Origin of the sequence: Achromobacter spanius (genome assembly GCF_039673305.1) — a bacterium.
GTDB lineage: Bacteria > Pseudomonadota > Gammaproteobacteria > Burkholderiales > Burkholderiaceae_B > Achromobacter > Achromobacter spanius_F.
In genome coordinates this window covers 97,237-111,990 of sequence record NZ_JBDJLJ010000007.1, presented here as the reverse complement: position 1 = coordinate 111,990, position 14,754 = coordinate 97,237, and the positions used below count along the sequence as shown (strand labels likewise).

Here is a 14,754-nt window from a genome sequence, read left to right as displayed (position 1 = left end):
CCAGAGGAAATTCGATGAGCAATATCGACCTGACGCCTGAACAACAGGAACTGCAGCACAGCATCCGCCGCTTCATGCAAAGCGAAGTGGCCCCCATCGTCGCCCGGCACGAAAAAGCGCGGACGTTTCCGTTCGAGCTCATGCCCCGCCTGGCCGCGCTGGGCTACCTGGGAGGCAACCTGCCGGAAAGCGACGGCGGGCACGGCATCGACATGCCCACCTGGGCCATGATGATGGAAGAGCTGGGCTACCACTGGCTGTCGCTGCGGACCATCGTCAACATCACCAACGGCTCCATCAAGCGCCTTGCCGCGCACGGCACGCCGGCGCAGAAAGAGAAGTACCTGAAGCCGCTGATGGAAGGCCGGCTGAAGGCCTGCACCGGGCTCACGGAACCCAACACCGGCTCCAACATCGCCGGCATCCAGACGCGCGCCGACCTGGTCGGAGACGAATGGGTCATCAATGGCCGCAAGCTGTGGATCACCAACGGCTGCGACGCGGACTTCGCGATGGTGGTCGCGCGCACCTTCAGCCCCACCTGCGAAGGCAAGCTGTCCACCTTCATCGTCGAACGCGCCATCGCCAACTACGACGTGCGCAAGCTCGACACGATGGTGCTGCGGTGCTCGGGCACGGCGGAGCTGGGCTTCAGCGACGTGCGCATTCCACGCGAGAATCTGGTCGGCGAGGAAGGCGCGGCGCTGGCCGGCACGCTGAAGGGCCTGGACGCCGCGCGCCTGAACATCGCCATGGGCGCGGTCGGCGCCGCGCAGGCTGCCCTGGACATGTCCATCGACCATGCCAGGCAACGCGAGCAATTCGGGCGTCCCATCGGCAGCTTCCAGCTCGTGCAAAAGCACATCGTCGACATGACCGTGCGCGTCGAGGCGGCGCGCGCCCTGGGCATGCGCGCCGCCCACGCGCTGGAAGCGGGCAAGGACGTGCGCCAGGCCTGCTCCATCGCCAAGCTGTACGCCACCGAGGCTGCTCACGAGGTTGCGAGCATGGCGCTGCAGGTGCACGGCGGGCTGGGCTATTCCGAGGAATACCCCATCGAACGGATCTTCCGGGACACGCGCGGCGGCATGATTCCCGAAGGCACCACCGAGATCCAGACGCTGATCGCCGGGCGCGAAATCCTCGGCATGAACGCCATCAGCTAGTCTGGCCGGCGTCGAGCGGCCACGCCCCCGCCCCCGCCGGCAGCGCCGGCAACGACGCCTGCAGCATCGCATCGATGAACGCGGCGGGCGCCAGCCGCCCGCCCGGCTTGTACCACTGCACCGTCAGGTTCATCGCCCCCAGCACGCAGCGCTTGATGACGCGCGCGTCGCCCCGGATCAGCCCCGCGTTCACCGCCGCGGCCACCACCGACTGCCACATCTCCTCGTAGCGGTCGCTGAGCACCTTCACGGCCGCCTGGCTGGGCGCGGACAGGCTGCGCCATTCGTACACCAGCGCATTCATCGCGTCTCCGCCGGCCCCGTGCAGCATGCTCCACATGTGGACGCGAAACAGCGCCGCCAGCCGGTCGGCCGGTGCGCCATAGCAGGCCAGCGCGCGGTCGCCATGGTCGATCACTTCCTGGATGCCGTTGTTCATGACCGCCACCAGGATTTCTTCCTTGCTGCGGAAATGATGGAACAGGCTGCCCGATTGCAGCCCGACGGCGCGCGCCAGTTCGCGAACCGTGGTGCGCTCGTAGCCGTGCTTGCTGAACAGCCTGCCGGCCGCCAGCACGAGCTCCCGGCGCCGCTCCGTATCCGAGCCGTCGTCGCGCGACGCGGCAGTTCCGGTCTTGCCCATGCGGCTCACAGCCTCTGGATGATGGTCGCGGTCGCCATGCCGTGGCCGATGCACATCAGCTGCATGCCCAGTTCGCCCTCGGTGGCCTCCAGCCCCGCCAGCATCTTTCCCATCAGTCCCGCCCCCGTCGCGCCCAGCGGATGCCCGTGCGCGATCGCGCCGCCCCACGGATTCACGCGCGACAGGTTGGCGCCCAGTTCGCGCTGCCAGGCCAGCACCACGCTGGCGAACGCCTCGTTGATCTCGATCCAGTCGATATCGTCCAGCGCCAATCCCGCGCGCGACAACGCCTGACGCGCGGCGGGAATCACGCCCGTCAGCTGCATCACCGGATCCGATCCGACCACCACGCGCGCCAGGAACCGCGCCCGCGGCCGCAATCCGTCGGCCAGCGCCGTGTCCTTGTCGGCCAGCAGCACCGCCGCCGCGCCGTCCGCAAGCTGGCTCGCATTGGCCGCGGTCACGCCGCCCTGCCCCGGCGCACGCATGGCCGGCGCCATGGCCGCCATCCGGGCTGCGTCCGTGGTCTCGCGGATGCCTTCGTCGCGTCCCGCCTCCTGCGTCGGACCCGGCAACAGCTCGGCATGCAATCCGGCGCGCGCCGCGGTCCACGCGCGCGCGTGGCTTTCGCGCGCCCACTGGTCCATCTCCGCCTGCGACAGCCCCCAATGGCTGGCGATCCGTTCCGCGCTCTCGATCTGGTGGATCAGCGGATAGCGTTCCAGCAGCGCGGGATTCAGGGATTCGAAGCCGCGAAACTCGCCCTGGCCCAGCGTCACGTCCAGGAACATCGGCACGCGGCTCATGCTTTCGACGCCACCGGCCACCACGTAGCGCATGTCGCCCGCCGCGATCGCCTGGGCGCCGAAGTGGACGGCCTGCTGGCTCGAGCCGCACATGCGGTTCAGCGCCACGCCCGGCACGGTTTCCGGCAGGCCGGCCAGCATCGCCGACAGCCGGCCGATGTTGGCGCCCTGCTCGCCCGCCTGGCTGACGCAGCCCGCGATCAGATCCTCAACCTTGTCCCCCGGCAGGCCGGCGCGTCCCAGCAGCCCCTGGACGGTCTGGGCCAGCAGCGCATCGGGGCGCGTCTGCGCCCACCAGCCGCCGCGCCGCCCGAAAGGCGTGCGCACCGCTTCCAAGATCACGGCTTCATTCATGCCGTCGTCTCCTCAACGTAGAGCGTTTCGATTTCGTCCGCATAGGTGCGATAGATGCTGGCGCGCCGGACCTTCATCGTCGCCGTCACCTCGCCGTCATCGTGGTCCAGCTCCTTGGTCAGCAGATGGAAACGCTTGATCTGCGCCACCGGCGCCAGCCCGGCGTTGGCGCGCGCCACCTCCTGCTGCACCAGTTCGCGCACCTGCGGGCATTCGGCCAGCGAGCGGAAATGCGTGAACGCGATGCGTCGCGACTCCGCCCACTTCCCGACCGTGTCGAATTCGAGCTGGATCAGGGCCGACACATACTTCCGGCCGTCCGCGATCACGATGCACTCCTTCACATACGGACTGCCCTTCACCGCGTTTTCGATCTCGGACGGCGTCAGGTTCTTGCCGCCCGCGGTGATCATGATGTCCTTCAGGCGGTCCACGATGCGCACGCGCCCGTCATCCTGGGCCACCACGTCGCCGGTGTGCAGCCAGCCGTCGCGCACGGTGTCGGCCGTGGCGTCGGGGTTCTTGTAGTACCCCTGGAACACCATGTCGCCGCGCACCAGCAGTTCCCCCGCCTCTCCCATGCGCCATTCCACGCCCAGGATAGGTTCGCCGACGGTGCCCACCTTCACGCGGTCCGGGTGCTGCCCGAAGATCATCCCGGTCGACTCCGTCAACCCGTAGACCTCGACCAGCGGCACGCCCAGCGTGCGGAAGTAGCGCACCACGTCCTGCGGTATCGGCGCCGCGCCCGTCATCGCCACCCGCACGCGGCGCAGTCCGATGAAATTGCGCAGCGCGCGCAGCACCAGCCAGTACCACAGCCAATAGGTCAGCCGTTCCCCGGGACGGTACTGCCGGGCGGATTTCTCAAGGAACGGCGCGCATTGCGCAAGCGCCTTGCGGTACAGCCACTGCTGCAAGGGCCGGGCTTCCTGCATCTTGATCGAGATCGCCGCGTGCAGCTTTTCCCATATGCGGGGAACGCCCAGGAAGATCGTTGGCGCGACCTCGCGCAGATCCTCCTGCACGGTGCGGATCGATTCGCCGAAATTCACCTGCGCGCCCAGGTAGATCGGCACGAAGGTGGACAGCATCTGCTCGGCCACGTGGCACAGCGGCAGGTACGACAGATGCACGCTGGACGCATCCATCGACAGCCGCTCGGCGATGCCCGGCGCCACGCCGCGCATGTTGCCGTAGCTCAGCATCGCGCCCTTGGGCTTGCCCGTCGACCCTGACGTGTAGATCATCAGCCCGGTGTCATCCAGCCGCTGGGCATCCAGCGATGCGTTCAAGCCGGCCAGCTCGGCGGCCTCGCGCCCGCGGCCGTCGGCCTCGACCTCGGCGAATGTCGCGATGCGCGCGCGGTCCTGCACCGAATATGAGCGCAGGCCCTTGGTTTCCATCACCACGATGCGCCGCAACAGCGGCAGCCGGGCGGCCACCTGCAGCACCTTGTCGGTCTGTTCCTGGTCCTCGCACACCACCAGCTCCACGTCGGCGTGCTCCAGCACGTAGCCCATTTCCTCGGCCGGGCTGGTGGAATAGACGCCGACGGCCACGCCGCCAGCCGCACCCGCGCCCATCTGGGTCAGCAGCCATTCGACGCGGTTGTCCGAGACGATCGCCACCCTTGCGCCGGCGCTCAGGCCCAGCGCGCGCAGGCCCAGCCCCACGTGGCAGGCGCGCTGCCAGTATTCGGCCCAGGTCAGGGGCTTCCAGATGCCGAAGTCCTTTTGACGGATGGCGATCGCCGACGGCTGCCGGCGCGCCTGTTCGCGCAGCATCTGCGGCAGCGTCAGCGCCGGCCAGGCGCCCGGGTCGGTATGCGCGTCCATCATGACAGCCAGCGCTTGCGGCGCTTGTAGTGTTTGATATCGCGAAAGCCGCGGGCCTCGCCCGATCCGCCCACGCCCAGGTAGAACTCGCGCACGTCGGGGTCCGCCGCCAGCCGCTCGGCCGTGCCGTCGATCACCACCTTGCCCGTCTCCATGATGTAGCCGTAATGCGCCACCGCAAGCGCCACGGACGCGTTCTGCTCCACCAGCAGCATCGACACGCCCTGCTCGGCATTGATCCGCGCAACGATGGAAAAGATGTTTTCGACCAGCATCGGCGACAGGCCCAGCGACGGCTCGTCCAGCAGCATCAGCCGGGGCTGCGCGATCAACGCCCGGCCGATGGCCAGCATCTGCTGCTCGCCGCCCGACAGATAGCCGGCCAGGCCGCGGCGCCGTTCGAACAGGCGCGGGAAATAGCCGTAGACCAGGTCGAAATCCACCCTCGCGCCGGCTCTTCCGGTCAGCGCGTAGGTCGCGGCCACCAGGTTCTCTTCCACGGTCAGGTCTTCGAACACCCGGCGCCCCTCCATCACGTGCGCCAGGCCCGAGCGCACCAGGTTCTGCGGCCTGGCGCCCGCGGTATCGCCGCCATTGAAGACGATCTGCCCGCGCACCAGCGCCCCGTCCTCCAGGTCCAGCAGCCCGGACACCGCTTTCAGCGTGGTCGACTTGCCAGCCCCGTTGCTGCCCAGCAGCGCCACGATGCTGCCTGCGGGCACCGACAGCGACAAGCCGCGCAGCACCTGCACCGCCTTGTTGTAGACGACCTCGATGTTATTGATATCGAGCACCGCCGGCGGCGTGGTTGCGCCGGCGGTTGCTGCGCGCGCGTCATGTCCCGGGTTCACGGCAGCCTCACTTGAGCACGATCCAGTCCGACGCCGGCACCATCTGCTTCTGCTTCACGTCGGCGCGGTAGATCCGGCCCACCGGAATGGAATTGCCCTTGATGGTGATGGGCACGCCGATCAGGCCGCCCGTATCGAAGTCCTTGATGCCGTCCAGCGCGGCCTTCATGTTGGCGGCGGTCAGGTCCTTGCCGGCGTCCAGCGTGCGCTTGGCCACTTCCGAGAACAGCATGGCGGCCAGGAAGCCCTGCATATAGCCGGTGCTCTGGTATTGCGGGCGCATTTCCCGGATCTTCTTGAGCATGGGCGCGTCCGCCGCCGTGTCGTAGTAGTAGCGGTACGGCATCACGCCCATGAAGCCTTCGGCGTCTTCGCCCATCTGCATCACGGTGGAATTGTCCATGGTCCAGAACGTGCCCATGTAGCGCGTCTTCAGGCCCATGCGCTTGCCCTGTCCGACGAACTCCGGAATCGGCGCCAGCACGTAGCCGTGGAAGATCGTGAAGTCCGGGTCGGCGCGGCGCAGCTTGATGACCTCGGTCGACACGTCCACGCTGCCGGGCGGCGTCATGATTTCGGTGGCGACCTTCAAGCCCAGTTTCTCGGCCACCGCGCGCGAACTGGCGATCGGGTCGCGGCCGAATTCGGTATCCGAGTACACGAACGCGACCTTGGCCCCCGGCTGCTCCTTGGCGATGTAGCGCAGCAGGATGCCGAACATTTCGGTGTAGTCGGGCCCCAGCATGAACTGGGCGGGATACTTCGCCGGGTCATTGAGCTCGGTTGCGAATGACGCGCCGGTCATCAGGATGTCGCCCGTCCGGTTGAGTTCGGCGTTGATGGTCTTGGAAAAGCCCGTCGAATCGCCGTAATAGAAGTTCACCTTGTTCTGGCTGGTGATCTTCTTGAACGCGGCCACCGACGCGTCCACCTTGTAGGCCGTATCTTCGGGCACGTAGCGCAGCTTGCGGCCCTGGATGCCGCCCTGGTCGTTGATGATCTTCACGTAGTCCGTGATGCCGGCGTGGATGCCCTGGCCGGCAAACGCGAACACGCCGCTCAGCGGAATCGATCCGCCCAGCACCAGATCCTCGGCCGCCTGGGCCGCGGGCGCCGCCGCCAAGGCCGCCGCCAGGCCCAACGGGGCCAACAACCTCGATAAACCGCTGCCTATCCGGATGCGCTTCATGGTTTGTCTCCTGGGTCTTATGGGTAGCCGCCGTCACGTCGGGTGCGAAACGCTACGTGCGAAATGGCCAGAGGTGAAAGAATCGGCGCACGCGCCGCCAGATTTCCGCGAGCCCATGCGGCTCGAAGATCAGAAAGCCCACGATCAGCAGGCCGAACACGATGGTGCGCACGGGCGAGATCAGCCGCAGCGCATCGCCGCCCACGGGCAGCCAGCCTACGACCAGCTTGAGGAACTCCGGCACCATCGTCATGAAAATCGCGCCCAGGATGGATCCCAGGATCGACCCCATGCCGCCCACGATGATGGCGGCCAGGAAGAAGATGGACATGATCAGCGGAAAGCTCTCGGGCGTGACCACGCGGAAGAAATACGCCCACAGCCCGCCAGCCACGCCCGCGTAGAACGACGACAGGCCAAAGGACAGCAGCTTGTAGCGCAGCAGCCGGATGCCCAGCACCTCCGCGGAAATGTCGCGGTCGCGGATGGCGATGAAGGCGCGGCCGATGCGCGTGCGGAACAGGTTCGCCGCGCCCAGCACCATCAGCGCCGTCACGGGCATGATCAGCCAGTAGATCTTGAACGAGGTGTCCAGGTCCATGCCCAGCACGCGGGCCGGCGGCACCTGCAGGCCGGTGGTCCCGCCCGTGAACTGCCAGTTCGCAAACACGAAATGCGCAATGAACGAGGCCGCGATCGTGGCGATGGCCAGATACAGCCCCTTTACCCGCAGCGAGGGAATGCCGACCAGCAGTCCGCCCAGCATCGCCACCACGCCCCCGCCCAGCAGGTTGACCACGACCGGCGTGCCCAAACGCAGCTCCATCACCGCCACGGTGTAGGCGCCCAGCCCCATGAATGCCGCCTGCCCCAGGCTGACCAGGCCGGTATAGCCGGTCAGGATGTTCAGCCCCGTCGCGCTGGCGATGTTGATCGCCACCAGGCACGCCAGGTACAGCCAATAGGCGTTCGCCATGAAGGGAAACAGCACCAGCGACGCCGCCAGCAGCGCCAGCCACACGTGCTGGGTGCGCGTGTCGAACAGCGCCTCGTCGGCCAGGTAGGTCTGCTTGGCGGTCGCGATACGCATGGATCAGAGCCTCTCGATTTCACGGGTGCCGAACAGGCCGTACGGCCTGGCCATCAGCACCACCACCAGCACGATGAAGGTGGCCAGCAGCTTGTACTCGCCCCCCATGTAGGCCCCCGCCCAGGCTTCCAGCAGGCCGATGAAGATGCCGCCGACCAGCGCCCCGGCCACGCTGTCCAGGCCGCCCACGATCACCACCACCAGCACCGACAGGCCGAACACGCCCATCGATGAGGAAATCCCGCCGATGGCGCCCACGATCACGCCGGACACCGCGGCGATCGCACCCGCCGCCACCCAGGCCAGCGAAAACACGCGCGGCACGTTGATGCCCATGGCGTAGGCCGCGCCCTGGTCGGACGCCGTGGCGCGCAGCGCCACCCCGCCGCGCCAGTAGCGGAACACCACCAGCACCAGCAGGGCCAGCACCACCGCCACCCAGAAGCCGTAGAAGACCTTGGGCGCGACGAACGCCTCGCCCACCATGACGGGCGCGCGCGGCATGAATTCGGGCAGGCGGCGCTGGTCGGCCGTCCAGATGAGCTCGACCGCGCCCACCAGGATGGAGGCCAAGCCCACGGTGATCATGAAGACGGAGATCGGCGATTCGCCCAGCATCGGCCGTATCGTCAGGCGCTCGACCACCGCACCCAGGGCGCCGGACACCACCACTGCGCCGACGATGGCCAGCCAGATCGGCCACGCCATTCCCGTGGCGAACGCGTAGAACACGTAGGCGCCCAGCATCAGGAATTCGCCGATGGCGATGTTGACCACCCGCGTCGCCTTGTAGACGATGACGAACGCCAGCGCGGCCAGGGCATACAGGCCGCCGCTGCCCAGTCCGGCCAGCGTGACCTCCAGGAAGAACAGCCAGTCCATCAGGCCGCCTCCCGCAGCCGCCGGCGCAGGTCGCCCACGTCGCCCGCGCCCAGGTACGCCTTGATGACCTCCGGATTGGCCTGCACCTCGGACGGCGTGCCGTCCGCGATGACCTGCCCGAAGTTCAGCACCACGACGTGGTCGGACAGATCCATCACCATGCCCATGTCGTGCTCCACCATCAGCACCGTCACGCCCCACTCGGACCGCGCATCCAGGATGAAGCGCGCCATGTCGTCGGTTTCCTCGCGGTTCATGCCCGCGACGGGTTCGTCCAGCATCAGCACCTTGGGATTCATCGCCAGCGCCCGCGCCAGTTCGACGCGCTTTTGCAGCCCGTACGACAGCGCCGCCACCGGCGCGTGGCGGATGTGGTCGATCTCCAGGAAGTCGATGATGCGTTCTTCGATGTCCGCCCGCAGCGCCATTTCCTCGCGACGCGCGCGTCCCAGATAGAACAGCGCGTCCAGCACATTGGTGCGCAGGTGCGCATGGCGGCCCAGCTTGATGTTGTCCAGCACCGTCATGCCGCGGAACAGGGCGATGTTCTGGAAGCTGCGCGCCAGGCCGAGCTTGGCGCGCTCCGGCGCGGGCATGCGCGTGATGTCGCGCCCTTCAAAGCGGATCTGCCCCGATGCGGGCCGGTAGAAGCCGGAGATGGTGTTGAACAGCGAGGTCTTGCCGGCGCCGTTCGGGCCGATGACCGTGGTGATGGACCCGGGCGCCACGCGAAAGCCCACGCCGGTAAGCGCCTTGACCCCGCCGAACGCCAACGTCACCCCATCCGCCTCCAGCAAGGCAGGCCTGTCGGACTGATCCACCATTTGTCTCCTCGCTTTTTTTGCGAAGTTTTCTCGCCGCCTGGGGCGGACATTTTTTACGACGGTGAACCTGGCGAACCCGCGAGGCAGGAGATGCAACGAACCTGTCTTTACCTACGCCAGTACAGCGCCGGAAAATCGTTCTATGCGTTACGCTAAGCGTGCTCAAAACAAAACCAAGCAAGCGCTCGGTTCAGACCATAGCATCGCGGTTTTTGGATCGACAGTTGGTATTTACCCGAAAACGGAGACAAGCCATGACCCAGGAACTTCCGGTGTTCCAGACGCTGCTGCTGGAGACCGACGGCGCGCTCGCAACCATCACGCTGAATCGCGCGGACACCCTCAACGCCATCGACGTCGCCATGGCCCGAGACTTGCTTCGGGCCGCGCAATGGATCGAAACCCGCGACGCGGTGCGCGTCGTCGTGCTGCGGGCGGCAGGCAAGGCGTTCTGCGCGGGCGGAGACATCGGCATGTTCACCGGAGAGCCCGCGACGGTGCGGGCCACGCTGTCGGATCTGTTCACGCCGCTCAACGATTTCATCGCGCGGATCGCGCGCATGGAAAAGGTGTGGCTCGCGCAGGCGCATGGCGTGGCTGCGGGCGCCGGCCTGTCGCTGGTGCTGGCGTGCGACCTCGCCATCGCCGACGCGGGCACGCGCTTCATGACGGCCTACCTGAAACTTGGCGCCACGCCCGACGCCGGCATGACGCACGGCCTCATGCGCGCCGTGGGCCCCAAGCGCGCGCTGGACCTGCTGCTTAGGCACGACGCCTTCACCGCGGACGACGCGCTGGCATGGGGCATCGTCACGCGGACGGCGCCGGCCGGCACCCTTGCCGACGCGGCGCAGGCTTACGCGCAAGACCTCGCCCGCCATGCGCCGCACGGCATCGCGGGCGCCAAGGCTCTGCTGCGTACCGCCGCGCATGCTTCGCTGGAAACGCAGCTCGCCGAAGAAACGGCGCAATTCCTGCGATCCGCGGCACGCGCGGATTTTTCGGAAGGCGTCACGGCTTTCCGCGAAAAGCGCCCTGCCCGCTTTACCGGCCAGTAGCGCTAGCGCGGCTCGGCGGCGCGGGCCCAGTCCGGCGCGCGCTTCTGCACGAAGGCGCTCAAGCCTTCACGGGCCTCGGGCGTGGCGGCGGCGTTGCAGAACACCTCAACCGCCGTGGCGACCCTGCGCCGGTATTCATTGTCGTTGCTGTACACGAAGGCGCGCCGGCCCATCGCCAGCACCTGCGGCGGCTTGTCCGCCAGCGACCGCGCCAGGGCGCGCGCCTCGTCCAGCAGCCTCGCCTCGGGCGCAAGGCGCGTCACCAGTCCCATCGCGTGCGCCTCTTCGGCGCCGAAGGTGCGGCCGGTAAACAGCAGATCGAACGCCCGGTGTTTGCCGACGATGGCCGGCAGGTGCACGTAATGGATGGCGGGCAAGACGCCGACGTCGATCTCCGGATAGCCGAACGTGGCGGTGTCGGCGGCCACGATCATGTCGCTGGAAATCGCCACCGTCATGCCGCCGCCGCGCACGGCGCCGGACACCACCGAGATCGACGGCTTGGTCAGGTTGAACTGCGCGTCGTACAGCTTGATGTACAGCTTGGTCAGCAGCTCGTGCACGCGCGCGGGCGCGCTCTGCACCAGCTTCTTCATGTCCAGGCCGGCGCAGAACCGTCCGGGCAGGCCGCTGGCCAGCAGCACCGCGCGCACGTCGGGATCCGCGTTCGCCCGCTCCAGCGCGCCGATCAGTTCGTCCAGCACGTCCACGTCCAGCGCATTGACGGGCGCATGGCACAGATGGATCTCCGCGATGCCGTCGCGGACTTCATAACGTAGATGCTTCATGCCGCGCCTCCATTGCGGGTGTTCTGCTGGACGCTTCCGTCGGCCAGCATCGCTTCGATCTCGGATTGCGTATAGCCCAGTCCGGCCAGGACTTCGCGGCTGTGCTCGCCCAGCATCGGCGCCGGCAACGCGGCCTGGCGCCGCTGGCGGCCGAACCGTATCGGCAGTCCCACGTTCCGCACTTCGCCCAGCACCGGATGCTGGCTGGTCACGATGAGCTCGCGCGCAGCGACCTGAGGATGAGCCAGCGCCTGGTCCAGCGTATGGATCGCGGAGCACGCAATCCCCGCGGGCTTGAGCAGTTCCAGCCATTGCGCGACCGTGCGCGTTTCGATCCGCGACTGCACCAGGGCAACGGTCGCATCGAAGTTCCTGACGCGATCGGCATTGGTCGCGAACTCGGTCGCGTTCACATGATCCTGCAGCCCGGCAACCGCGCAGAAGCGCTGCCATTGCGCATCGTTGCCCACGCCCAGCATCAGGTCGCCGTCGGCGGCCCGGAAGGCCTGGTATGGGCACATCGCCGGATGGCCGGTGCCCATGCGGCGAGGCACCTTGCCCGTGCGCCAATAATTCTGCGCCATGTAGGACATCAATCCCATTGACGTATCGAGCAGCGACACGTCCAGGTACTGCCCCTCGCCCGTCTGGCTGCGTTCCAGCAGCGCGGCCAGGATGCCGCTCAGCGCGAACGAGCCCGTGCCCAGGTCCACCGGCGAAAAGCTGGCGCGCGCAAAGTTTCCGCCCGGCTCGCCCATCGTGCTGATCATCCCGCTGAAGGCCTGCAGCATGACGTCGTAGCCCGGCTCCTCGCCCATCGGGCCCTCGCGGCCGTAGCCCGAGATCTCGCAATACACGATGCGGGGATTGATGCCGCGCAGCGTCTCGTAATCCACGCCCAGGCGCGCGGCGGTCTTGCCGCCGAATCCCTGCAGCACCACGTCGGCCTGCGCGGCCAGCCTGTGCACGACGGCGCGGCCCTGTTCGGTCTTCAGGTCCACCGCCAGGCTGCGCTTGTTGTGATTGACCGCCAGGAAGGTCGCCGACTCGCCGGCGTCCTGCGGCAGCCAGGCCCGCGTGTCGTCGCCCGTGCCCACGGGCTCGACCTTGATGACGCGCGCGCCCAGCTCGCCCAGATACTGCCCGCAGAGCGGTCCCGCCAGCACCTTGCTCAGGTCCAGGACCGTGATGTTCTTCAATGGAGTCATGCGATTCTCGCCCGGCGTATTCACTGTTCGGCCTTGAGCCCGATGGTGTTCGCGGCCTGCGTCCACTGGGCGGTTTCGTGCTTGAAGAATTCGTCCAGGCTCGCCGGCGCCACCTGGAACGCCTCCGCGCCGCGCTCCTGCATCGCCTTGCGGTAGGCCTCGCTGGCCACGACCTTGGCAACGGCGGCGCGCAGCTTCTGCACCACGTCGTCCGGCGTGCCCGCGGGCGTCTGCAGCGAGAACCAGAACTTGAGGTCCAGGCTGGGATAACCGGCTTCCTTCAGCGTCGGCACATCCGGCAGCAGCGGCGAGCGTTGCGCGGACGTGATCGCCAGCGCCTTGAGGCGCCCGCCCTGCACCTGCCCGATGCTGGTGGACATGCTGTCGAACAGAAAGTCGACCTGCCCGCCGATCACGTCGGTCACGGCATTGGCGCTGCCCTTGTAGGCCACGCCCACCGCCTGGAAATTCGCCAGCTTCTGCAGCGATGCGCCGTACACGTGCGGCGAGCTGCCCGGCCCGAACGTCGCGTAGCTCAGTCCATGCGGCGCGCTGCGTCCGCGCTCGACCAGCTCGGCCAGCGTCTTGACGGGCGTGCGCTCGGGGTTGACGACCAGCAGGTTGGGCATGGCGCCCGTCGTGCCGACGGGCACGTAGTCCTTCAGCGGATGCATCTTCGCACTGGGATACATCAGCGGATTGATGGCCTGCATGGCCACCGTGTTGTGCATCAGCGTGTAGCCGTCGGCCGGACCGTTCAGGACGCTCTGGTAGCCCACGTTGCCGCTCGCGCCCGGCTTGTTCTGCACGATGACCTGCTGCCCCAGTTCGCGCGCCAGCGGCTCCGCCACCAGGCGTGCGATGAAGTCGGTCGGCCCGCCCGCGGAAAACGGCACGACCAGCGTGATGGGCTTGGACGGCCAGTTGTCGGCGACGGCCGGCGCCGCCACGAATGCCGAGGCCAGGCACGCGGCAAGGATTTTGTTGAGCGTCATGATGTCTCCAGTGTTTTTTATCGGGATGGCGCTCATTATCCGAAGCGGCTTGATATATTAGAAATACCGTTTAAATATGCAGGCCATAATAAAAAAGTGATGGCCCTTCCGGAGCGCCGCCCATGTCCATGTCCATTCGCGCGATGCAATGCTTTGTCGCCGTGGTTTCAACGGGTTCGATCAGCCGCGCCGCAGCCGCCCTGCACGTGGCCCAGCCGGCGCTGAGCCTGCTGATCCGGAATCTGGAGGAAGATCTGGGCGTGGTGCTGCTGCATCGCAGCGCCCGGGGCGTCACGCCGACTGCCGCCGGCTCGCGCCTGCTGGCGCACGCCCGCGAGATCCTGGGCCGCATCGACGCGGCGCGTGCGGATGTGCGTGAAGACCTGAGCGCGCCGCGCGGGACGGTGTCGGTGGCCATGTCGATGTCCATGGCCAAGCTGCTCACCGTGCCGCTATTGCGGTTCAGCCTTCAGCACTGGCCCGGCGTTTATCTGAAGATCATCGAGTCCAGCACCGGGTACATCCCGGGCTTCGTCAGTTCAGGCCATGCCGACCTGGGACTCACGTTCAGCGACGAGGCGTCCGTCGACCTGCGGTTCCAGCACCTGATCGACGAAGAACTGGTGGTCGTGTCGCCGCCGGCCGCCAAGCCCGGCAGGAAACCGGCATCGGAACTGGCCGCGCTGCCGGCCATGAGCCTGCGCGCGCTAGCGGCGTTGCCGCTGGTGCTGCCCGGCAGTCCCCACAGCCTGCGCCGCTTGCTGGATCAATACCAGCAGCGCGAACGGGTCGAATTCCGCATCATTGCCGAGGCCAACGCCATCCCGCAATTGATCGAACTGGCCCAGGCCGGGGTTGCGCACACGATCCTGTCGCACGAGGCCGTGCGCCAGGAAGCCAGCCGCGGCGACGTGGTGCTGCGCCGCATAGGCAAGCCCAGATTGACCCGGCCGGTGTTTCTTTGCCGCTCGGACGTCCTGCCGGTGTCGATGGCGGCGTCGGCCGTCGCCGACCGCATCGCCCACATCATCACGCAATCGCGTCCCGCGTCGCCCGCTTAGC

14 protein-coding genes are annotated in these 14,754 nt (G+C 67.4%); 3 read left to right on the top strand and 11 right to left on the bottom strand.

The window, feature by feature from the left end; all coding sequences use genetic code 11:
- The first annotated feature begins 14 nt into the window (after positions 1–14).
- On the top strand, positions 15–1,166 hold the full coding sequence (locus ABE485_RS09340; protein WP_346515005.1) for an acyl-CoA dehydrogenase family protein: 1,152 nt from the start codon (positions 15–17) through the stop codon (positions 1,164–1,166).
- Here the strand turns inward: ABE485_RS09340 and ABE485_RS09335 are convergent.
- The 8 genes from ABE485_RS09335 to ABE485_RS09300 form a co-directional block, all read right to left on the bottom strand.
- A complete protein-coding gene (locus ABE485_RS09335; protein ID WP_346515004.1) occupies positions 1,159–1,809 on the bottom strand; it encodes a TetR/AcrR family transcriptional regulator in 651 nt (216 codons plus the stop codon). The genes ABE485_RS09340 and ABE485_RS09335 overlap by 8 nt on opposite strands.
- Positions 1,810–1,814: 5 nt before the next feature.
- On the bottom strand, positions 1,815–2,969 hold the full coding sequence (locus ABE485_RS09330) for a thiolase family protein (protein ID WP_346515003.1): 1,155 nt from the start codon (positions 2,967–2,969) through the stop codon (positions 1,815–1,817).
- The gene (locus ABE485_RS09325; RefSeq protein ID WP_346515002.1) at positions 2,966–4,810 is read right to left on the bottom strand and encodes an AMP-dependent synthetase/ligase; all 1,845 of its coding nucleotides are present in this window, start codon (positions 4,808–4,810) and stop codon (positions 2,966–2,968) included. Before ABE485_RS09325 ends, ABE485_RS09330 begins: the two co-directional genes overlap by 4 nt.
- Positions 4,807–5,601 carry an ABC transporter ATP-binding protein gene (locus tag ABE485_RS09320; RefSeq protein WP_346515059.1) on the bottom strand — a complete coding sequence of 265 codons (795 nt, stop codon included), beginning with the start codon at positions 5,599–5,601 and terminating at the stop codon, positions 4,807–4,809. The genes ABE485_RS09325 and ABE485_RS09320 overlap by 4 nt, the downstream gene beginning before the upstream one ends.
- Before the next feature lie 64 nt (positions 5,602–5,665).
- Positions 5,666–6,847, bottom strand: a complete 1,182-nt coding sequence (locus ABE485_RS09315; RefSeq protein ID WP_346515001.1) for an ABC transporter substrate-binding protein — start codon at positions 6,845–6,847, stop codon at positions 5,666–5,668.
- Positions 6,848–6,899: 52 nt separating this feature from the next.
- Positions 6,900–7,937 (bottom strand): branched-chain amino acid ABC transporter permease, encoded by a 1,038-nt coding sequence (locus ABE485_RS09310; RefSeq protein ID WP_346515000.1) that lies wholly within the window; start codon positions 7,935–7,937, stop codon positions 6,900–6,902.
- 3 nt (positions 7,938–7,940) lie between these two features.
- Positions 7,941–8,819 (bottom strand): branched-chain amino acid ABC transporter permease, encoded by an 879-nt coding sequence (locus ABE485_RS09305; RefSeq protein WP_346514999.1) that lies wholly within the window; start codon positions 8,817–8,819, stop codon positions 7,941–7,943.
- Positions 8,819–9,643, bottom strand: coding sequence for an ABC transporter ATP-binding protein (locus ABE485_RS09300; protein WP_346514998.1), 825 nt, complete (start codon positions 9,641–9,643; stop codon positions 8,819–8,821). Before ABE485_RS09300 ends, ABE485_RS09305 begins: the two co-directional genes overlap by 1 nt.
- Before the next feature lie 254 nt (positions 9,644–9,897).
- Between ABE485_RS09300 and ABE485_RS09295 the strand changes: the two genes are divergently transcribed.
- Positions 9,898–10,701 (top strand): enoyl-CoA hydratase/isomerase family protein, encoded by an 804-nt coding sequence (locus ABE485_RS09295; protein WP_346514997.1) that lies wholly within the window; start codon positions 9,898–9,900, stop codon positions 10,699–10,701.
- A 2-nt stretch (positions 10,702–10,703) separates the two neighbouring features.
- Here the strand turns inward: ABE485_RS09295 and ABE485_RS09290 are convergent, their stop codons facing one another.
- From ABE485_RS09290 to ABE485_RS09280, 3 genes are read right to left on the bottom strand one after another with little or no spacing between them, the layout of a single operon-like run.
- Complete coding sequence (locus ABE485_RS09290; protein ID WP_346514996.1) at positions 10,704–11,489, bottom strand: enoyl-CoA hydratase/isomerase family protein; 786 nt, start codon at positions 11,487–11,489, stop codon at positions 10,704–10,706.
- Entirely contained in the window at positions 11,486–12,697 is a 1,212-nt protein-coding gene (locus ABE485_RS09285) for a CaiB/BaiF CoA transferase family protein (protein WP_346514995.1), read from the bottom strand. Before ABE485_RS09285 ends, ABE485_RS09290 begins: the two co-directional genes overlap by 4 nt.
- 20 nt (positions 12,698–12,717) lie before the next feature.
- Positions 12,718–13,692 (bottom strand): Bug family tripartite tricarboxylate transporter substrate binding protein, encoded by a 975-nt coding sequence (locus ABE485_RS09280; RefSeq protein ID WP_346514994.1) that lies wholly within the window; start codon positions 13,690–13,692, stop codon positions 12,718–12,720.
- Between the two features lie 122 nt (positions 13,693–13,814).
- On the opposite strand from ABE485_RS09280, the gene ABE485_RS09275 reads away from it, so the two are divergent.
- Entirely contained in the window at positions 13,815–14,753 is a 939-nt protein-coding gene (locus ABE485_RS09275; RefSeq protein ID WP_346514993.1) for a LysR family transcriptional regulator, read from the top strand.
- Position 14,754: the final 1 nt, after the last annotated feature.